Annotated in this window: 17 protein-coding genes; 11 read left to right on the top strand and 6 right to left on the bottom strand. The window is 42.4% G+C overall.

All coding sequences use genetic code 11. The features are described 5' to 3' along the window. Positions 1–173: 173 nt before the first annotated feature. Positions 174–1,040 (top strand): fructosamine kinase family protein, encoded by an 867-nt coding sequence (locus TOL9009_RS0120350; protein ID WP_029634413.1) that lies wholly within the window; start codon positions 174–176, stop codon positions 1,038–1,040. 144 nt (positions 1,041–1,184) lie between these two features. Here TOL9009_RS0120350 and rpe read toward each other — a convergent pair whose 3' ends face one another. Beyond that, positions 1,185–1,892 carry a ribulose-phosphate 3-epimerase gene (gene rpe / locus TOL9009_RS0120345; protein WP_029634412.1) on the bottom strand — a complete coding sequence of 236 codons (708 nt, stop codon included), beginning with the start codon at positions 1,890–1,892 and terminating at the stop codon, positions 1,185–1,187. Positions 1,893–1,972: 80 nt separating this feature from the next. Here rpe and TOL9009_RS45910 point away from each other — a divergent pair, with 80 nt between their 5' ends. From TOL9009_RS45910 to TOL9009_RS0120335, 3 genes are all read left to right on the top strand, one after another. Continuing rightward, positions 1,973–2,095: a histidine kinase gene (locus tag TOL9009_RS45910; RefSeq protein ID WP_144238284.1), complete on the top strand. Its 123-nt coding sequence runs from the start codon at positions 1,973–1,975 to the stop codon at positions 2,093–2,095. 30 nt (positions 2,096–2,125) lie between these two features. Continuing rightward, positions 2,126–3,718: a S8 family serine peptidase gene (locus TOL9009_RS0120340; RefSeq protein ID WP_029634411.1), complete on the top strand. Its 1,593-nt coding sequence runs from the start codon at positions 2,126–2,128 to the stop codon at positions 3,716–3,718. Between the two features lie 1,100 nt (positions 3,719–4,818). Continuing rightward, positions 4,819–6,141: a serpin family protein gene (locus tag TOL9009_RS0120335; protein ID WP_029634410.1), complete on the top strand. Its 1,323-nt coding sequence runs from the start codon at positions 4,819–4,821 to the stop codon at positions 6,139–6,141. Positions 6,142–6,401: 260 nt separating this feature from the next. Here the strand turns inward: TOL9009_RS0120335 and TOL9009_RS0120330 are convergent, their stop codons facing one another. Then, complete coding sequence (locus TOL9009_RS0120330) at positions 6,402–7,559, bottom strand: AI-2E family transporter (RefSeq protein WP_029634409.1); 1,158 nt, start codon at positions 7,557–7,559, stop codon at positions 6,402–6,404. Between the two features lie 108 nt (positions 7,560–7,667). On the opposite strand from TOL9009_RS0120330, the gene TOL9009_RS0120325 reads away from it, so the two are divergent. After that, a complete protein-coding gene (locus TOL9009_RS0120325; protein WP_072022156.1) occupies positions 7,668–8,099 on the top strand; it encodes a hypothetical protein in 432 nt (143 codons plus the stop codon). Positions 8,100–8,489: 390 nt separating this feature from the next. Further along, a complete protein-coding gene (locus TOL9009_RS0120315) occupies positions 8,490–9,905 on the top strand; it encodes an LCP family protein (protein WP_029634406.1) in 1,416 nt (471 codons plus the stop codon). Positions 9,906–10,101: 196 nt separating this feature from the next. On the opposite strand, the gene TOL9009_RS0120310 is transcribed toward TOL9009_RS0120315, so the two are convergent. Then, positions 10,102–11,019, bottom strand: a complete 918-nt coding sequence (locus TOL9009_RS0120310) for an alpha/beta fold hydrolase (RefSeq protein ID WP_029634405.1) — start codon at positions 11,017–11,019, stop codon at positions 10,102–10,104. Positions 11,020–11,596: 577 nt separating this feature from the next. Here TOL9009_RS0120310 and speB point away from each other — a divergent pair. The 5 genes from speB to TOL9009_RS0120285 all read left to right on the top strand — a co-directional run bounded on the left by speB (position 11,597) and on the right by TOL9009_RS0120285 (position 15,844). After that, on the top strand, positions 11,597–12,520 hold the full coding sequence (gene speB / locus TOL9009_RS0120305) for an agmatinase (RefSeq protein WP_029634404.1): 924 nt from the start codon (positions 11,597–11,599) through the stop codon (positions 12,518–12,520). Between the two features lie 51 nt (positions 12,521–12,571). Further along, positions 12,572–13,126, top strand: a complete 555-nt coding sequence (locus TOL9009_RS0120300; protein ID WP_029634403.1) for a thioredoxin family protein — start codon at positions 12,572–12,574, stop codon at positions 13,124–13,126. A 70-nt stretch (positions 13,127–13,196) separates the two neighbouring features. Beyond that, a complete protein-coding gene (gene pyrH / locus TOL9009_RS0120295) occupies positions 13,197–13,925 on the top strand; it encodes a UMP kinase (RefSeq protein WP_029634402.1) in 729 nt (242 codons plus the stop codon). Beyond that, positions 13,912–14,460 (top strand): ribosome recycling factor, encoded by a 549-nt coding sequence (gene frr / locus TOL9009_RS0120290; protein ID WP_029634401.1) that lies wholly within the window; start codon positions 13,912–13,914, stop codon positions 14,458–14,460. The genes pyrH and frr overlap by 14 nt, the downstream gene beginning before the upstream one ends. A 256-nt stretch (positions 14,461–14,716) precedes the next feature. Continuing rightward, entirely contained in the window at positions 14,717–15,844 is a 1,128-nt protein-coding gene (locus tag TOL9009_RS0120285; RefSeq protein WP_029634400.1) for a geranylgeranyl reductase family protein, read from the top strand. A gap of 117 nt (positions 15,845–15,961) precedes the next feature. Here TOL9009_RS0120285 and TOL9009_RS0120280 read toward each other — a convergent pair whose 3' ends face one another. The 3 genes from TOL9009_RS0120280 to TOL9009_RS0120270 all read right to left on the bottom strand — a co-directional run bounded on the left by TOL9009_RS0120280 (position 15,962) and on the right by TOL9009_RS0120270 (position 19,688). Continuing rightward, positions 15,962–16,336 carry a hypothetical protein gene (locus TOL9009_RS0120280; RefSeq protein ID WP_029634399.1) on the bottom strand — a complete coding sequence of 125 codons (375 nt, stop codon included), beginning with the start codon at positions 16,334–16,336 and terminating at the stop codon, positions 15,962–15,964. A gap of 128 nt (positions 16,337–16,464) precedes the next feature. Then, entirely contained in the window at positions 16,465–17,748 is a 1,284-nt protein-coding gene (locus TOL9009_RS0120275) for a P-loop NTPase fold protein (RefSeq protein ID WP_051503119.1), read from the bottom strand. Positions 17,749–18,542: 794 nt separating this feature from the next. Further along, the gene (locus tag TOL9009_RS0120270; RefSeq protein ID WP_029634397.1) at positions 18,543–19,688 is read right to left on the bottom strand and encodes a hypothetical protein; all 1,146 of its coding nucleotides are present in this window, start codon (positions 19,686–19,688) and stop codon (positions 18,543–18,545) included. Between the last annotated feature and the right edge of the window lie 28 nt (positions 19,689–19,716).

The following is a 19,716-nucleotide window of genomic DNA, read 5'->3' as shown; positions in this document are numbered from 1 at the left end:
CGGGTTCCCCGCGTTGTAGCAACTGCCTATGATTGGGAAAGGGGGAAAAAAATATCATGAGTGATTTAAATAACTCTTTATTTCTATACCTTTACCCTTTACCCTTTACCCTTTTCCCCTCTTTAAATCCCCCCTTGTCCCCCTTGTCTCCCACTCCATTCCCCAATCAAACAATGTGGACTAAAATTGATGCTGATATTAGCCAGGTGACTGGCGAAAAATTTGAGAACCAGAATAGGCGATCGCTTAGTGGTGGATGCATCAACCAAGGTTATGCTGTCAGTAGTGGCGAACGCACTTACTTTGTTAAGCTAAACCAAGCAGCGCAAATTGCCATGTTTGAAGCTGAAGCGCTGGGTTTGCAAGAAATGCTGCAATCAAATAGCATACGCGTCCCCAAACCAATTTGCTGGGGAATAGCAGATAATTCCAGCTACATCGTTTTGGAGTGGCTGGAAATGGATAAAGGTAATAGCAATTCTGCTTGGGAAGAGATGGGACGCAAGTTAGCTGCCATGCATTGCTACACTAGCAGTCAAGGTATGGGCTGGAAAATTAATAATACCATCGGTTCCACGCCGCAAATTAATACTTGGACGGCAGACTGGGTAGAATTTTATGCTCAACATCGACTTTTGTATCAATTTAAACTCGCAATCCGGCGCGGTGGCAATTTTCCCCAACAAGAAAAATTACTAGCAGCTATACCTGAGTTATTATCACACCAACCGCAAGCTTCCTTAGTGCATGGTGATTTGTGGGGGGGGAATGCTGGGTGTACTGTGTCAGGAGAACCGGTGATTTTCGATCCAGCAACTTATTTTGGCGATCGCGAAGTTGATATTGCCATGACGGAACTTTTTGGTGGGTTTCCAGCAGCGTTTTACAATGCTTACAACGAAGTCTTTGCTTTAGATGCAGGTTACGAACAAAGAAAGACTATTTATAACCTATATCATATTCTCAATCATTTTAATTTATTTGGCGGCGGTTATGCTTCGCAAGCGAATCGCATGATTGAACAGATTTTGCGGTTTTGAGGGAAATAATATCATGTCCGTTTAATTAACAGTAATAAAAACCTACCTACCATCGTAGAGACGTTCCGCCGGAACGTCTTTACTTTACATTAAATCAAAAAGGCGTGCTGAAATTTCAACACGCCTTTAGAAGAACCTATAAAACTAGACTTTTGCTAGTTCTGGCGAAGGACGCTTACTGTTGCGAATAGCTTTAATAGCTTCAGCATAATCAGGAGCGTTAAACACAGCTGAACCAGCAACGATCGCATTTGCTCCAGCTTCCAAAACCTGCCAAGTATTATTAGCTTTCAGTCCACCATCTACTTCAATCCAAGGGTCTAAACCGCGTTCATCGCACATCGAGCGCAGCTTGCGGATTTTCGGTACGACTCCAGGAATGAAGCTTTGACCGCCAAAGCCTGGGTTAACACTCATAATTAGCACTAAATCGCACAGTTCCAAACAATATTCAATTAGCTCTAGAGGGCTACCAGGATTGAGTACAACACCAGCTTTCTTACCAAGCTCTTTGATTTGACCTAAAGTACGGTGCAGGTGAGGGGAAGCATTATGTTCTGCATGAACGTAGATGTGATCTGCCCCAGCTTTGGCAAAGTCTTCAACATACTTTTCTGGTTCCACAATCATCAAGTGGACATCCAGAGGCTTTGTCGTCACCGGGCGAATCGCCTCCACAACCAGAGGACCTATCGTAATATTAGGTACAAAACGACCGTCCATTACATCAACATGAATCCAATCTGCTCCAGCGGCGTCTACGGCGCGAATTTCGTCTCCTAGACGGCTAAAATCGGCTGATAAGATAGATGGAGCAATTACAATGGGCTTTTTAGATAGGTTTTGGGTCATGGCTAGTGGCTTATTAAGCGTCCTCGTCTGTAGGCATTGTAACAAAATCTTGACCCAGCGCTCATAGATTTGATGGGAGAGTGGGAGACAAGGAGACAAGGGGACAAGGGGACAAGGAGATAATTTCGTTTTATTACCTATTCCCCATACCCAATGCCCCATACCCAATGCCCAATGCCCAATGCCCCATGCCCATCAACTAATAAATAACAAATAACAACTAATAATTGGCAATGGTCAAAAAACTTAGCTGGATAATTTGGGGATTGAGTGCTTCTTGTTTTGGTGCGCCGGCACTAGCTGCTATAGTTACTTCCATCGGCACTAACGGTATTGATGCTCTGAGATTACAAAAAGCTCCATATAACTTAACTGGTCGCAAAATTGCGATTGGTCAGGTGGAAATTGGGCGTCCGGGAAAGTTTGGCTGGGATAAAGCAGTGTCTAAAAATACAGTAGTATCCTTAGCAGGAGTATTTTTACGCAATGGACCGGCTAAATCAAATAGTGGTGTTGACCCCCACGCTTACAATGTGGCTGGTGTGATAGTTAGTCGAGACAAAGCCTTACCAGGAATAGCTCCAGGAGCGCGGCTGTATTCATCTGCGGTGGGTTCTACAAAAAACATGGGTCAGCCAGAAGAGTGTTTATCAGCGCAGCACATAGCCATGCAAAATAGTGGTGATGTCCGTGTGATTAACTTTAGTTTTGGTGAACCTCTGACCCGCGATCCCCGACCGGAAGCGACTTTAGACGGTAACGCTTTACTAACATTATGTATTGACTGGTCTAGTCGAGTTCATGATGTTGTGTATGCGATCGCTGGCAACCAAGGCAAAGGGGGCATTCCTATTCCTACAGACAATTTTAATGCAATCAACGTCGCTTTTTCTTCACGCAGAGGAAACATTTTTAATAAAGTTGATGTTTCCAATTTAGCTGCTGCTAACGAAGGAGCGGCAACTCGGCTAGCAGGAAAGGAGTTTAATGTTGATGGGCGTCCTTCTATTAGTTTAGTTGCTCCTGGGAGTAACATTCCTTTATTCAATCCAGATGGCAAAGTCAACAAAGTCACCGGTACGAGTTTTGCAGCACCTCATGTAGTGGGTACTGTTGCGTTGTTACAGGAATTTGGTGACAAACAACTGCGGACAAAACAACCTAACTGGAGTATAGCTTCTCGCCGTCATCAAGTGATGAAAGCTGTATTGCTAAATTCCGCAGACAAAATTCAAGATACTGGTAATGGCTTGCGATTGGGAATGACGCGGACGCTAATTGACAAACAAAATGGCGACTGGCTAAGTTCAAAAGCTTATAGCGATCCAAAAATTGCTCTCGATCCACAAATGGGAACTGGTCATTTAAATGCATTTCGTGCCTACCAGCAATTTAGTCCCGGTCAATGGAATCCATCTGCTGCCGTGCCTGCAATTGGTTGGGATTATCGGACATTGGATTCTGGGGCATCTGTGGATTATACCTTATCAAAGCCGTTAGTGCAAGGCAGTTTTGTTGCTGTTACTCTTGCTTGGGATCGGGTGGTAGAGCTAGAGGATGCAAATAAAAATGGATTATATGATGTCAGTGAGGATTTTCGCGATCGCGGTTTGAACAATCTCGACTTGTATCTAGTCAAAGCTGATGCTTCAGATTCTAACTCAGGCGTGGTTTGCTCCTCCATTAGCCCAGTTAATAGTGTAGAACATATCTTCTGCCCTGTTCCGGCTACCGGCAATTACAAAATCCGCGTCCAGTTTCGCGAAAAGGTAAACGAATCTGTTCAACCTTTCGCTCTAGCTTGGTGGGGTGTCTCTAGTAAATAGACACCCGAATGTAGAGACGTAGCATTGCTACGTCTTTGCTGCCATTCACGAAACATCTAGATCGCAGGAAGACATAGCCAATTCCTAGTACCGCATAAGGCAGTCATATCATGTCCAGAAAATTACTTATGATGTAAAGACGTTCCGGCGGAACGTCTCTACGACGGTTGCGACTTTTTTATTACTCAGGACTTACGCAACTGGCACATTTATTTGAGAACTGTCACATTGAATTAATTTGGCTCTAGCGTTTATAAATCAATACTTACAAGCATTAACCTCAAATTTCAATATCTGTGCCAGTTGACATTATTTTGTGACGCTTGCGTAAGTCCTGACAACATTAATGAACAGGCGATCGCATCTGAGATTGCATACAAATTAAATACGGAACAGCTAGTTTCATCAAAAGGTAAACGAATCTGTTCAACCTTTCGCTCTACCTTGGTGGGGTGTATCTAGTAAGTAGACACGCGAATGTAGAGACGTAGCAATGCTACCTGACTTTTCACGTTATGTGAAAAAGCAACAAAAAACCTAACCCCCTAACCCCCTTCCCTACGTTCGCAAAGCGTCTCGAAGAGAGGGAAGGGGGAAAATTCAAAGTCTCTCTCGTTTTAGGAGAGAGATTTAGAGAGAGGTTTTCCAGATACCGTGAAAAGTCAGCAATGCTACGTCTCTACATTTTTTATGGAGATGTCTAATTTCTGTATCGCAGACATCATTTTAGAAAGAAAATTGTCGGCTCATGAACACAAAGCCAAGAATCCATAATACCATAATCAGATTTATTTATTACCACCAACAAAAAAACTAGTTTTATTTTGTCATTTCGTAGTTTAAAATACAACTTAGTAAAAACCATAAAATCGGGATAAATAAAGCTGATTGAGCATAAATCTGCATTGTCACTTCAATGAGTAATTAACAAGTTGCATAACTGACAAGTTATCTTTAATTCCTATCACTTACTTAGCTGTTACAAAAACTGTAACCGCTCTATATTTTTGTTGTTTTTAATGCGATAGTTAACATCTGACACATAATGGTCAATCTAGACAGATAGCTTACAAAAAATATTTGGCAAGAGAGGTAGAGGAATGCATCAGCAAAAATTTAATAGTGTGAAAGAAAATTTTATCCAAAGACGCTATGGTGTGCGCTTGGGTAGACGTTATGTTCTGGCAGCAGCAGGAGTTATGCTTATGGGCGTATTAGGCTGTTCTCAGGTTAACGACAGTACAAGTGCGATCGCGAAATCTCCCTTAGCGAATTCAGAATCACCATCAACTAAAAAAACAGTCACACCTGATACAAAAGTCGTTGCTGCTCATACAAAATTTGGTTTCAAACTGTTTTCAGAAGTTTTGAAAAAGGATAGCAAAGATAACATTTTTGTTTCGCCTTATAGTGTAGCGATCGCTCTCGCCATGACTTACAATGGTGCTAGTGGTTCCACCCAACAAGCAATGGCGAAAGCGTTAGAGTTACAAGGTATAAGTTTAGAAGAAATAAACTCCTCTAACGCCGCTTTAAAAGCACTTTTAGAAAATACCGATCCGAAAGTGCAACTAACAATTGCTAACTCGCTTTGGGCAAACAAAGATACTAGCTTTAAATCTAAATTCATCCAAAGAAACAAAGACTTTTATCAAGCTAAAGTCACAAATTTGGACTTTAAAGACTCTCGTTCGTCAGGTATAATCAACACTTGGGTAAATGATAATACAGGCGGAAAAATCAATAAAATAGTTGAAAAAATTGAACCTTCGCAAGTATTATATCTAATTAACGCCATCTACTTCAAAGGTAACTGGAAGAACGAATTTGATAAAAAGCAAACCGCTGAATTCCCCTTTTATATAGCATCTGACAAACAAAAAAAACACCCGATGATGTCGCAAACGGGTGACTACAGATACTTAGAAAATGAACAATTTCAAGCTGTCAGTTTACCTTACGGCAAAGACGGTAAAATCAGCTTTTATATCTTCTTACCGAAACAAAATAACTCAAAAGCCTTTTATGAGAACTTGAATTCTGACAACTGGGAAAAATGGATGGCTCAATTCAGCAAACAAGAAGGGTTTATTCGCTTGCCCCGCTTTAAAATCAATTATGACATTACTCTCAACAATGCCCTTAGCAATTTAGGTATGGGAGAAGCTTTCACCAGCAAAGCTAATTTTTCCGCTATGGGTAAAAATCTCGCCATCAGCCAAGTTAAACATAAAACCTTTGTTGAGGTAAATGAAGAAGGTACAGAAGCAGCAGCAGCGACTTCTGTCGGGATAGTAGCAACTTCAGCGGTTGAGAAACCAAAGCCATTTCGGATGATTGTTGACCGTCCGTTTTTCTGTGCGGTAAGGGATAATCAAACAGGTAGCGTTTTATTTATGGGTTCAATTGTGGAGCCACAGTAGGAAATTCACGTACTTAGTCGTAAGAAAACAAGACTTAGTACAATATTGCATAAATTCATGACGAAAATTTATCACAAAAACTCTGCGTTACTCTGCGCTTACCTTTGCGCTACGAGTGCGTTTAAAAACGCTACGAATTAATGCAAAACTGTACTTAGAGATTGCTTCCTCATGTCGCAACGAGGGAAATACATAGTCCGTGTGTAAGTCCTGAGTAGGAAATTTACGGATTCTGTGAATTTGGAATGACCCTGACAACCTTAAGGCAATGTGGCTTTGGATACGCTGAGATTTTTGGACTCAGGTTTTGAGCTTTCTTCTTGATCAGCAAGTGCATTTACCTCTTCCATAGTATCGCTACCAACAACAGGACGCAAAGCACTTAAAGCTGTTTTAATTACAACTGCACTTGGGACTGCTAAAATTATACCTAGCAATCCGCCGACTCTCGCACCGGTCAAAACCGAAACCAGAAGCCAAACCGGATTTAGACCGGTAAAATTCCCTAAAATTCGCGGAGCAATCAAGTTTTCCAGAATTTGTTGTACAATTACGGCTGCAATCAACGCTCTCATTCCGATAGAGAAATCTTGTAAAGCTACGAGTAAGGTAGTTAAGGCGATACCTACAGAACCGCCATAGGGGATGAGAGCCATAATACCGATAGTTAAGCCAAACAGTAAACCAAATGGCACTTTCAGCCAGAGAAAAGTTGGTATGAGGGCTGAAGCCATACAAGTTGAGATAATTAACTGAGTGATAAAGAAATTTTGAAAGCTGAGGCGTATGGTGTTAGAAAAAGGATCGCGGAATTTGGTAGGCAACCAATCTACCAAACTGTGCCAGAGTTCATCGCCATGCTGCAACAGATAAAAAGTCAAAACCATTGTCAAAAGAAAGTCTAGCAGGCTAGTGAGGGTAACTACAGCCAGATTGAGAGCTTGTGAAGCGATCGCTTGTAATTGTCCTTTGACGCGATCGTTGATTTGTGTTACCAAAGCTTCGAGATTAATTGGGAAACCAAGAGAATCTGCTTTGTCGTTCAACAGCATTAACTGAGAGCGTCCAGAGTCAATTAACTCCGGTAAACGCGCAACTAGTTGCTGCGCTTGCGTCAAAGCTAACGGTATCAGGGTAACACCCAACGCGAACAAAATTGATAAGGCAAGTAAAAAGACTAAAATAGCAACTTGTTCCCGTTTGCCACCTTGACGCTCTATCCAACTCACAGGATAGTTAAGCAGAAAGGCTAAAACTGAGGCTGCGACTAAAATAACTATCAATGAGTGAAAGTAATTAAAAATTGCCGAAATCGCCCAACCATTAAGGACAAGTAGCGGTGCGAATAGTGCGATCGCACCAAATCGCGCTATTGGTTTTAGTGTTTGCCACCAGTTAAGAAGCTTGCGTGTCTGCATATCACACCCGATTGCGGGATAAAACTAAATTAAATCATTCTTTGAAACTTATTATCTCTGACTATACGACAAGAGACATCTCTCTAATTTAGGATTGCACTTACCCAAATGAATAATTTTCCACCAAATGACTCATCAACAGTGCCAGAAAGTCAAGAAAAATCAGCTTTATTTTTCATCCCCAGTGAGGATGCCAGCATTTCTGCCTTATCGTTAATTTTATATTTAGTTCCGGTCATCGGGTTTTTCCCCTCCTTGTGGACTCTCTATTGTCGTCAAGGCAGTCGGGAACAACTTAATGTTAGTCGTCTGTCAATTACTCTGGCACTTACGTGGCTTTTGGGGTATATCTTATTAGGAACCGGAGCGGTTACTGGAGAATTTTTCAGCTTGCGTCTATTGCTCCTCAATAGCTTTCTCACCTCTGGTTACTTTTTGGTTAGTGCCTGGTTAATTGTTCGTACAGTTCAAGGCAAATCTAATCGGATATCAGGTTTTAGTAGTTTTGCCAACCGAATTAGTAAGAAATATTTGTCATAATTTTAGGAAAAAATGCGGGACACCGTATTTATACGTATTTTTCTAAAAACTACACATTCTTTACCGACAGGTCTAGTCAAATCTGGTTTAATGTTGCCATACTTCAAGAAAACGTCTCCGGATTTGCCGAAAAGAAGGAGAAATACTGCTATAAGTGTTTTGGTTAACACTAAACCAGAAAAGTTAGCACTGATAATTAAGGGTTAGCTATTATGGGTTTCATAAAAAATAGACAAAAATGGACAGCCTTGTTTTGAAATATTCATGGGGCATAATAGACGATCTGTGTAGAAGGCTGTCCATTTTTGGCGCTTGTTCAGTCCAAGGGTTGATTTGTCGGCTTTGAAGTAACAAATTTACCGAATTTTATCAGTAAGTGTGAGGAAGTCCGTGACCATTCAAAGAACTTCGGCGCAAGAAGACCATACAAACCCCTCGAATTCAAGTAACAATAATTCTATAAATTCCAAATCAGGACGCTGGCTGTGGTTTTGGGTGGGGATGAGCGGAATTGCGATGGTATCAGCCACTGCTGGGGCGCTATTGGCAGTTTCTTTAACGAGTACACCATTGATGCAAGCTTCTTTAAGTCCCCAGGAAGCGGCAGTTTTTGATGGCGATCGCATCTCCGGACAAGGACTGCGATTCTCTCAATTAACTCGCCCTGTCAATATATTAGTTATGGGGATGAGCGTACTCCCACCAGATACTCAAAACGCTCCTGCCGAAACTAAAAATCTCAGGTACTTGCCTCAGGTAAACTCCTTTGATGGTCTTGCGGATGTGATGCTCTTGATCAAATTCGATCCAGAGAAGAAAAAATTAGTTATGCTTTCTGTTCCTAGAGATACCCGTACAGAAATAGAAGGGTATGGCATTAAAAAAATTAATTCTGCAAATACTCATGGTGGTCCAGCTTTAACTGCGAAAACCGTTAGTAATCTCTTGGAGGGCGTGGGAATCGATCGCTATATCCGAATTAACGTTTTGGGAGTTGGTAAGCTGATCGATGCCTTGGGAGGGGTGACAGTTTACGTCCCCAAAGATATGAAATACCAAGATGATTCTCAGCACTTGTACATCAACTTGAAAGCTGGGAAACAGCATTTAAATGGCAACCAAGCTTTGCAACTCTTGCGCTTTCGCCATGATGAAAATGGCGATATCGGTCGGATTCAGCGCCAGCAAATGGTGATGCGGGCATTGATGGATCAAAGCCTTAACCCAACTACACTAGCTCAATTGCCGAAAGTTCTCGACGTAGTTAAAGAGCATATTGACACCAACTTAACGGTTGAAGAGTTATTAGCTTTAGTAGGTTATGGAGCGCGAACAAATCGCTCGAATATGCAAATGTTGCTGGTACCTGGTCGCTTTAGCGAAAAGAACGAATTTGATGCTAGTTATTGGTTGCCAAACCGCGATCGCATTGCGGCTATGATGGCTGAAAATTTTGATGTAAATGTCTCACACGAGCAACAATCAACTGACCCAGGTTCATTACGAATCGCAATTCAGGATAGCACCGGGGGCGATCGCTCAAACCTACGACCTTTAATTAGAAGCCTCGAACAAGCTGGCTATCGCAATGTTTATATCTCTAAGCCTTGGGGTGAACCTCTAGAAGTGACACACATTGTCGCCCAACAAGGAGACGGTAACAGCGCCGAATCGATTCGCAACTCTTTAGGATTTGGGGAAGTGCGAGTAGAAAGTACTGGTAATCTCGGCTCTGATGTCACTATACAGCTAGGTAAGGATTGGTTGCAACAAATTCCTCCTGTGGAAGTGTCTCCCCAACGTTAATTTTTCTTGCTTATTAACTAATGAGCGAGTATGTTTATGCATTTGTTGTGACGAGAAAGCCCTGATAAGCATACTTCTTCACCTCGGCATATTAACATCTTGTACCGGGCGAAGTTCATTCACTTCAAATAGCAGCTTGGTGCAAGATGCTAATTCAAAATCCCCTGATTTTTTTTGAATTAAAAATTAAGAAAAACTATTTTTTTTGAATTGGAGAGAAGCGAGTTGGCATTTTCCCAATCCAATCCTGTATGATCGGATTCACTATCTCCGGTGCTTCATCTTGGGGACAATGCCCAACACCTTCTAAAGGTACAAATTTTAGCACTTTTGGGAAATTAGCTAATTCTTTACCTAACTCAAACGGCTCCCAAGGGTCAGCCGTTCCCCACAAAATAATTGCTGGACAAGGTAGGAGAGGTAAAAGGTCTTCAGGCAGGGGACCTGTAGAATAAGCTGTAAAGGCAAGAAAAACCGCTACAGCACCCGGATCGCTTACTGGTGCCATTAAAATATCTACTAACTCGTCTGTCACTGCCTCAGAATTGACATAAGCTTTGAGAAGAATTGAGCGCACCGTTTTCGGCTGGGCAATTTGATTAAAAAAGAACTTGCCAACAGGTTTGATAGATAGCAGGCGTTGCAATAAGGGCGTTCCGGCGCTACGATACCAAGGTAGTGTCGCTCGTTTGCGATCGTGTAATAGCCGTAAGGAGCAGTTCAGCAAGGCAACCCCTAATGCCATATCTGGGTTATCCACCGCTGCTTGCATGACCACAATACAGCCTACAGAATTTCCTACGAAAAAAGCGGCTTCTCCCACTACTTCCCGGCAAAAATCAGCAATTTGCTGTCCCCAGGTTTCAAATGTGTAGGCAATCTCTTCACCGGGCTTGGGTTTAGCCGAAGCACCAAAGCCAATCAAATCAATGGCATAGACACGGCAATTTTCCGCCAGTACAGGGATATTTTTCCGCCAATGCCTCCAAGAGGCTCCAAAGCCATGTACCAAGACCACAGCAGGTCCAGCGGTTCCTTGGGTTTGATAGCAAATGGGAAAACCTTGCCAATTCCAGGTTTTTGTTGCAGGCAGTTTAGTTGTCGATTGGATCATAGAAAATTTACAAGCATAACATATGGACACAAGACATTCATGAAGAGGGGTAAGGGGTAAAGGGTAAAGGGGAAAGGGGTTTTTAAGAGGGGTAAAGGGGAAAGGGGAAAGGGGGTGGAGTCATTTAAAATCAGTCGAAAGAGTTTGAAAATATTTTTTCCTTTCCCCTTTTTTCATGAACCCCTTTCCCCTTCTTGTCCGGTCTTGATTGTAACCCCAGAGCTATGCGTGACAAGCTTTATGATGGGGCTTCAAACCCCTACAGTGGGTCATATAAGAAAAAAAGTTTAAAGCTTTTTTAAATAACTTCTTCACCTTTCCCCTTTCCCCCTCCCAGATTGTTGAGACAGCGCTGCCGACTGCGAACCCCAAGGGTGAAGCCGCAGGCATCATTATTTTTTATTTTTTCAATAAATATAAAACTTTAAAATAAATAGCTTTAGTGTTACTTGCCAAGTTAACAGCTTAATTCAGCATGGGATAACTCTTCGTTTTTGTTCTTAGATAGTGCATTTGTAAGTGAGATTATGTCAGTATTAGGAGTCACATCTTATCTAAGCTGAGGAAACTTTTTGTCATGTTGGCACAAACTTCTACTTCTCTAATGCCATTTCTTGGCATTGACGTTGCTGCTACTTATGATACATCAAAAGTAGTAATATTGCCCATTGCTTACGAAGCAACGACCACTTATCGCCGGGGCTGTGAAAATGGACCAGATTCTATACTGGAAGCTTCGCATCAGGTGGAATATTACGATGAAGAATTGGATAGAGAAACTGGTTGCGAGGTGGGGATTTACACTCACCAAACCATTGCGGACACCCGCTCTACTAGTGTTAGCGCCGAGGAAATGCTAAAAGTCACCGAAGAAACGGTTTCTAAATTGATTGGCGATCGCAAATTTGTGATTGCTTTGGGTGGCGAACACAGTATTACTGCCGGAATTGTCGAAGCATATCGTCAATTTTATACAAATGAGCCATTTACGGTAGTGCAGATTGATGCTCACGGTGACTTACGCCACAGTTATGAAGGGTCAATTCACAATCATGCTTGTGTAATGCGACGAATTGTCGATATGGATTTACCCACCGTCCAAATTGGGATTCGGGCGATTTGTAAAGAAGAAGCCGATTTAATCAAAGAAAAACAGCTAACTGTGTTTCGAGCGCGGGAAATTGCTAATGAGCCAAATTGGATGGAACGAGCAATTTCGGCGATTCAGACAGAGAACGTTTTTCTCACCATTGATTTAGATGGGATCGATCCTACCTTAATTCCTGGCGTTGGTACTCCAGAACCGGGCGGTTTAAATTGGTATGCTTTGATGACCTTTTTGCGACGCGTTTGTGAAAAACATAATGTCATCGGCTGTGATGTGATGGAATTAGCACCCCTTGTAGATTCAGTAGTTTCACAATTTACGGCAGCCAAATTGGTCTATAAAATTATTGGATATCAAGCATCAGCTAAGGGTTGGTTTGAAGTTGGAACATAACGCTGAATGTGACTATATTTTTTGTTTTTAGTTCCTTGGCGGTGAAAAAAGATGAATATACTAGAAATAATTGACACTCCCGTAGGAAGCTACGCACCAGATTTTGAATTGCCAGGAATCGACAAACAAGTACACCATCTTCGGCGTTATCTTGAAAAGTTCCGTGCTGTCGGTGTTATTTCTATGTGCAACCAATGTCCTTATGTCAGGTTGTATATAGATAGGCTAAAAGAAATTCAAGCGGAATTTGCTCAACAAGGTTTTTCACTGATTGGCATGAATGGCAGTGATGGTAATGAAAATCCGACCGAAAGCTTTGAGAATATGCAAGCTTTCGCGCTCATGCATGAGTTGAACTTTCCCTATCTATGGGACTCAACCCAAGATACAAGCCGCAGCTTTGGGGCGCTGGTTACACCAATGGCTTTTTTAATAGATAAAGATGGTGTAGTCCGCTACAAAGGGCAAATCGATGATAATCCGGAAGATTCCCGGTCTGTGAAAGAGCAATATTTAAAAAACGCGATCGCCTCTGTGTTTCAAGGTAAAAAAGTTTACACTCCCCAAACTTCACCTATTGGTACTTGTCTAATCTGGCGGAATTAGAGACAGAAAGTCACCCCCACTGCTATCTTAAATTGGAGGCAATTGCAACTTTTTGATAAAGCGTAACTTCATGGGAACGAATTACCGACGGGTTTTACTTAAACTGAGTGGTGAAGCCTTGATGGGGAATATGGGCTATGGAATTGATCCAGAAGTGGTGAAAGAAATAGCACAAGAGGTCGCAGAGGTAATAACCACAGGTGTTCAGATCGCCATTGTTGTGGGCGGTGGTAATATTTTTCGTGGTGTCAAAGCGGCATCAGCGGGTATGGACAGGGCAAACGCTGACTACATCGGCATGATTGCCACGGTAATGAATGCCATGACACTGCAAGACTCGCTGGAACGAATAGGGATAGAAACGCGGGTACAAACTGCGATCGCGATGCAAGAAGTAGCCGAACCGTATATTCGTCGTCGTGCCATCCGTCATCTTGAAAAAGGACGGGTGGTAATTTTTGGCGCTGGTTCTGGAAATCCTTTCTTTACTACCGACACGACTGCCGCATTAAGAGCCGCAGAAATTGATGCGGAAATCATTTTTAAAGCAACTAAGGTAGACGGTGTGTACGATGCTGACCCCCATATCTATCCTGATGCCAAACGCTATCAAAGCCTTACTTACGCCCACGTTTTGGCTCAAGATTTGCGGGTAATGGATAGTACCGCAATTGCTATGTGTAAAGAAAACAACATTCCCATACTTGTATTTGACTTATCGGTGCGAGGTAATATTCAACGAGCAATTATGGGAGAATCTATCGGCACCCTTGTGGGAGGTTCTTGTGAAATTAGATGAAGCTGAGAGTACGATGCAAAAGACCGTTGAATCAACTCAACGAGCTTTTAACACGATTCGCACTGGTCGCGCCAATGCGAGTCTATTAGATAAGGTGATGGTGGACTACTACGGTTCCCCCACATCGATGAAATCACTGGCAAATATTAGCACGCCAGATTCGACAAGTATTACGATTCAGCCCTACGATCGCAATACCATGAATTTGATCGAAAAGGCAATTTCCATGTCGGATGTTGGTCTAACCCCCAACAACGACGGTTCTGTGATTCGGCTGAATATTCCGCCCTTGACAAGCGATCGGCGTAAAGAATTTGTCAAACTCGCCGCCAAATATGCTGAAGAAGGACGCGTTGCCATTCGCAACATCCGCCGCGATGCCCTAGACACAATTCGCAAGCAGGAGAAAGCCTCAGAAATCTCTGAGGATGAAGCCAAAGACCAGCAAGACCAATTGCAAAAAATAACCGACAAGTATACCGCGAAAATCGGCGACTTGTTGGCAGAAAAAGAAAAAGACATCACCACTGTCTAAAGTGTGAAGTATGAAGGCTGAAGGTTAATTTATGAATTTTTCAACCTTCATACTTTCTTAGATGTTTATTAAAACTTTATAAAATATCGTAGTGTATGGGCTAAAAATTTGTCATCAGTGGAAGTAATGAGTTGTAATTTAGTAGCGGTTACACTCATTAAATAATTGAGATGACATAAAAAACATATTTAAATTGTTTAAAGTTATTAGGACTTACGCAAAAATCAACGTTCTTCAGGAGCAAAAATTCAGCGATATGTATGATTGCATCATCGTCGGTGCGGGACCTGCTGGTGGAACAGCCGCTTACCATTTAGCCAAGCAGGGACGTTCAGTATTAGTTTTAGAAAAAGAATCTTTGCCTAGATATAAACCCTGTGGCGGAGGGGTATCGCCTGCGATCGCCCAATGGTTTGATTTTGATTTTAGTCCAGCAATTTCCCTGAAAGTTGACGAGTTGCGCTTTACTTGGAAAATGGGCGATCCTGTAGAAGCCAAAATAGAGACTATCGAGCCAGTCTGGATGGTGCGACGTGATATTTTTGACCATTTCCTAATTCAGCAAGCGCTTCTTCAAGGTGCTGAATTAAAAGATTCTACGGAAGTAACTGGAATTGAATTTAAAAGCGATCGTTGGCAAGTTAACACAGCTAATGGTTCGGTTACTGGTCGCTATTTAATCGCCGCTGATGGTGCCAAGGGACCGATGGCAAAATGGCTGGGCTTCAAAGAACGCAAACGCCGTTTAGCAGGGGCTTTAGAGGTAGAAGTTCCGGCAGTTGTGGAGAATAAATCTACAATTCACTTCGAGTTTGGTATGGTTAAAAATGGCTATATCTGGAACTTCCCGAAAGCTGATGGTTATTCAATTGGTGTCGGTACTTTTATCGGTGGAGAAGCTCAAAATTTTAAGAAAATTTTGGATGAGTACGGACAAAGTTTTGGTCTAGATGTTAAAGCTAGCAAGCAATACGGTCATCCTATTAGTTTATGGGATGGCAATCAAAAGCTGCATACTCAAAATGCAGTTTTGGCAGGAGAAGCTGCTTGTGTAGTTGATCCGATGACAGCAGAAGGTATTCGTCCCTCTATTTTTAGCGGTTTGTTGGCAGCTGGAGCGATTCATCAAGCGCTTTCTGGTGATGCGATCGCTTTAGAAAATTATTCAGAAGCGATCGCTGAACAATGGGGTGCTGATATGGCTTGGGCGCAAAAGTTAGCTGGCGCATTTTACCGCTTTCCGGGTGTTGGTTACAAGGTGGGTGTCAAGCGTCCTTCTGGTAGCCAAATTATGGGTAGAATCCTCTGTGGGGAATTGCGTTATGGCGATGTTGTTAATCGTGCGCTGAAGCGTTTGGTTCCCATTCCTGGTTTTGGGGGGTAATTGAGAGACGCGATTAATCGCTTCTGTACAAAAGACGCGATGAATCGCGTCTCTACAAAAGGCTCTTAACTTCTAAATCAAGCATGACTGGCGATCGCTTTATATTCTTGGTACTCACTACATTAATCCACGTCTTACTGCTTCGCTGAATGCAGTCGCTTTCCGCAATAATTTTTCTTGATAGACTTGCATTAGGTCTTGCAATTCTTGCTGCTCGTCCTCAGTCAGAATCCCTGACTGTTGCCTATCTAGCAAATTACTCAGACGCTTATCTTGGTCTGGCTCCATTTGCAGTTCTGTAAGAGCCATAACTTGCTCATCAGATAGTTCTGATATGGGTTCTAGGGTTTCAATATGTGAGCTAATTGGTGGTAGAGAAAGTTTAATGGTATCAGCTAGAACACTAGCTAAATCACGGTTAGCTAGCCGTGCGAAGCGTTCTGATCGTCGGTAAACCTCATCTGACAAAGTAATCGTGACCTGGGTAGTCATAGCTAACTCTGGCTCTTTTGCTTCTCTCTATTTTGCCCTAAGTTAATAAGTGCTGCATAAGTCTTAAGCCTTGCTTGATTTTTTGTGGAGAGCGATCGCCCTTTTAAAACAACGCTTGTTATCTGTTATCATGCTTGTTTGCGGTTTTCGTTCAACCATGATTGAAATTTTGGCGTTTCTGCTAAAATTGGGTTGACCGCAAACCAAACTCCCTGATGATCGCGGTATTCAAACACAAACAAACTTCTTAACAATGTGTGATATTCAATATCACCTCGAACCCGCTGCTGTTGTACCACTTGAAAAATTAATTCCCACTCTTGCCGATCAATTGGGTTAGCACGGAATTCACGGTGTCTTTTAATCACAAGTTCGACACAATCGCGATCAAAAGGTGGATCTTGTTCTCGCAAACAATCATATAAGAATCCTAACAAGTCGCGGACATGACCGCCGCTAATCAGACACAACCGATTTAAAGTTTCTTGACTGTCAAACACCTCTGTTATTAAGTTTAATCTTTCTTCTGGGTAAATATCAGGGAAAGCTCTCGCTAACACCATTTGACGCATCAAAGTTAGTCCAGGAGTGTAAATTTCTCCAGTTCGCGAACGCACGGGTATCATCGGTAACATCTTAGGTGCGACACCACCACCTAAGCGTTGCTGTAGTTTGGCGCTATCGTTAGAAAAAGTTAAAGTTAAGGGAATAGTGTAAACTACATGACAGTTAAGTTTACGTAATTGCTCACCACGGTCGATAAATAAATATTCTGGCAGCGATCGCCCAGATGGTAAAGGTCTAATTGCGACGCGATCAAGGTTATCGACAATTACGACTAATCCTTTTTTACCTCTAGCTTTCAGTTCAGTGTTCGCCCGGTCTAGCAATTCTTTATTAATTGACTGTAAAATATTTCCTATGCGAGGTTCGAGATAATCGCGTAAACGACGTCTTAATTGCGGACTTTCTTTAGTTTTGGCGGTAATTTTGCCAATTCCAACAGATAATTCAGCTTCATAGTCTAGGTCAATCGGTGTTTGCATGAAGTCTATAACTTCCGTAAACAACTTAGTAAAATAGCTAGGTTTAATCCGGATTTTTAGCGCTTCCAAGCTTTCACTTACTTGACCTGCGATCGCTAGTAAAATATCAGTTACATCTACATCAGCCATTTCTAGGACATGAGTAGACTCAAAATAAACTACATGAAATTTTTGCTCTTCCAACTCCGTTTGAAGTCGCAACAACTCGGTTGACTTTCCACAACCGATATAACCTGTAAATAGCTGACAGGTTGGGACATCCGGTGATATCCGCGTAATGATACGCTGTAAAGCTTCGATGATTTTACCACCCCGCACCGAGGCAAAATCAATATAATATCGGCGATCAGCGGGATTTCCCATCATTAAGGGTCTGCTCGGATTGGATGCTTGATAAAATCTTTCTAAATCTAGTGAGGGTTTATTTAACTTTTGGGAAGCTATCTGTTTAGGAATAGTTAAACTTACACCAGCAGTTTGTATTTTGTCTTGTGTAAATAATTTGCTGATTTCGGCTTCTGCGCTTTCCTTCTTCCCACGAACAAAACTTGCCATCGCACGAGAATAAATTAGTAGCGGCTGAAATCCTGCTAACGGTTCTGCAAAGGTTTCCACTATAGATGCCATGCGAACCCACTCTGCTTTTTCCTCTAATTTCAACTTGGCAAGAGTAGATGCAATTTCTCGCGCTGCTTCACCAGGTTTTGTATAAGCTAACGCCGTCCACCTCTGAACTTGAGCAAAATCACGCATATCCGGATCGTGACTTTCAAGCTGTTGTTTTACATAGACAAGCAAAAAATCAGATAATTCATGAATTCGCTTTTCACCAAAGCGGGGATTAACTTTCAATTCCCTCAACAGTGCATTTCGCACCTCTATTTCCATTTCATAGAGTTCATATCCCACTTCATCACAAAGGCTGGAAAGTAATAAATCTGCCACGGCAAGCCAGGGAATTTTCAGCGCTTCACCGTGAATATCGCGTTGAAAATTCGCCCACAAACGATAAAGCAAATCAGGTGTCAGCGCTAAGGGAAAAGCAGCATGATAAGCGAAATCCAGATGCGCTTCACCAAAGCGTTGGTGAAAAGCTTCTATTCTACGAGTGACGACTTCTGGCTTCATTTTATACAGCGATAATTTTGATTCCAGTTCACTTATTTTATCTGTCCTGCAACGGAAGTTGATCGTCCTCGCAAAACAGCGATCGCACTATCCAACCCCTGACGACTCAATTCAAACATCGGTACTAAACGGGCAATTTCACCCGCTGTTGTCCCAAACCATCGCTCTGTCGCCATCGGATTGACCCATGCTATATAACGAACTCGTTGTTTTATTTGGTATAAAAACTTTTCTGTCAACTCTAACCTTTCTAAACTATAACCACCCCGCGCTGCCCCCGCATCACTAAAAATCAACACAGCGGAACACTCTGGACGCAGTTTAGCCAGAAAATCTGATACAGGTTCAGCTTTCTGGCGAGCAGTATCTCTGTAAATATACTTGGTTGGGCAGTTGTGAAAGTAATAAATACCAGCTTTTCCTAAGCGTCCTCCCCGCACTGCCGTATCTGCCAATCGCTGGGAAAGCGCGTGAAATGGCACCATTGAGCCTTTTTGGTCAATCAATAACTGTAATTCTGTGCGATTTACTCGACTGGGAACCATTACAGGCTCTAGCAAAATTCCCTGTTGTCCAATCCGCTCAATTGTTGCTTCTACATCAAATTCTGTGGGCAAACCTTGCCGCACGAAACGCCGCAAATGTCGCCAACTTTGCTTCATCTGGCGTCGTGTGACGGGGAAATATTCATCGGTTTGGGTAAAGCGATTTTCAGCAATTTCGTCAAAGCTATTAGTAGTAATTTGTACTGCTTCTGCTATTTGCATTTCGTCTTCTACTTCGATTAATTCTGATGAAACGGGTACGGAAACAGGTGTATTTTCGGTTTGTTCGGGTTCGGGTTGAGAACTGGACTTAGTAGTTTTTGTGTCAGAACTGTCCGGTTTTTCCGGTGAGGTGGGAGTAAAAGCGCTGTTGGTGGATGAAGCGCTCATTACTTGTTGAAAGTGATAATTAAATAAATGTTCTTCATCCTTCGATTTCACCCACAAAGTACGGCACAGTTGCGCTAATGCCTCTTGGTTAGTTATGCCAAAGCCTTTCTGTAAAGCTTCCAGAATCAGGCGATACTCATCAATGCCCAGTGGTAAGCCTGCCTCTCGCAGCCGCGTGAAGAGGTCAAGTAGCGGTAATTCTTCTGAGTTAGTGGTAGCGAATTGTACTTGGGCTGCTTCCATAGATGTTCCCGACGACTGAAGTCGCGGC

The sequence above is a fragment of the [Scytonema hofmanni] UTEX 2349 genome, assembly GCF_000582685.1.
Taxonomy (GTDB): Bacteria; Cyanobacteriota; Cyanobacteriia; order Cyanobacteriales; family Nostocaceae; genus Hassallia; species Hassallia hofmanni.
Note: the sequence above shows the minus strand (reverse complement) of the source record. Positions and strands in the feature narration are given on the sequence as shown.

Bases quoted from the DNA above. Each gene is read 5' to 3' on its own strand.
- TOL9009_RS0120350 (WP_029634413.1), top strand. From the start codon at position 174: ATGTGGACTAAAATTGATGCTGATATTAGCCAGGTGACTGGCGAAAAA.
- rpe (WP_029634412.1), bottom strand. From the start codon at position 1,892: ATGACCCAAAACCTATCTAAAAAGCCCATTGTAATTGCTCCATCTATC.
- TOL9009_RS0120340 (WP_029634411.1), top strand. From the start codon at position 2,126: ATGGTCAAAAAACTTAGCTGGATAATTTGGGGATTGAGTGCTTCTTGT.
- TOL9009_RS0120335 (WP_029634410.1), top strand. From the start codon at position 4,819: ATGCATCAGCAAAAATTTAATAGTGTGAAAGAAAATTTTATCCAAAGA.
- TOL9009_RS0120330 (WP_029634409.1), bottom strand. From the start codon at position 7,559: ATGCAGACACGCAAGCTTCTTAACTGGTGGCAAACACTAAAACCAATA.
- TOL9009_RS0120325 (WP_072022156.1), top strand. From the start codon at position 7,668: ATGAATAATTTTCCACCAAATGACTCATCAACAGTGCCAGAAAGTCAA.
- TOL9009_RS0120310 (WP_029634405.1), bottom strand. From the start codon at position 11,019: ATGATCCAATCGACAACTAAACTGCCTGCAACAAAAACCTGGAATTGG.
- speB (WP_029634404.1), top strand. From the start codon at position 11,597: ATGTTGGCACAAACTTCTACTTCTCTAATGCCATTTCTTGGCATTGAC.
- TOL9009_RS0120300 (WP_029634403.1), top strand. From the start codon at position 12,572: ATGAATATACTAGAAATAATTGACACTCCCGTAGGAAGCTACGCACCA.
- pyrH (WP_029634402.1), top strand. From the start codon at position 13,197: ATGGGAACGAATTACCGACGGGTTTTACTTAAACTGAGTGGTGAAGCC.
- TOL9009_RS0120285 (WP_029634400.1), top strand. From the start codon at position 14,717: ATGTATGATTGCATCATCGTCGGTGCGGGACCTGCTGGTGGAACAGCC.
- TOL9009_RS0120280 (WP_029634399.1), bottom strand. From the start codon at position 16,336: ATGACTACCCAGGTCACGATTACTTTGTCAGATGAGGTTTACCGACGA.
- TOL9009_RS0120275 (WP_051503119.1), bottom strand. From the start codon at position 17,748: ATGATGGGAAATCCCGCTGATCGCCGATATTATATTGATTTTGCCTCG.
- TOL9009_RS0120270 (WP_029634397.1), bottom strand. From the start codon at position 19,688: ATGGAAGCAGCCCAAGTACAATTCGCTACCACTAACTCAGAAGAATTA.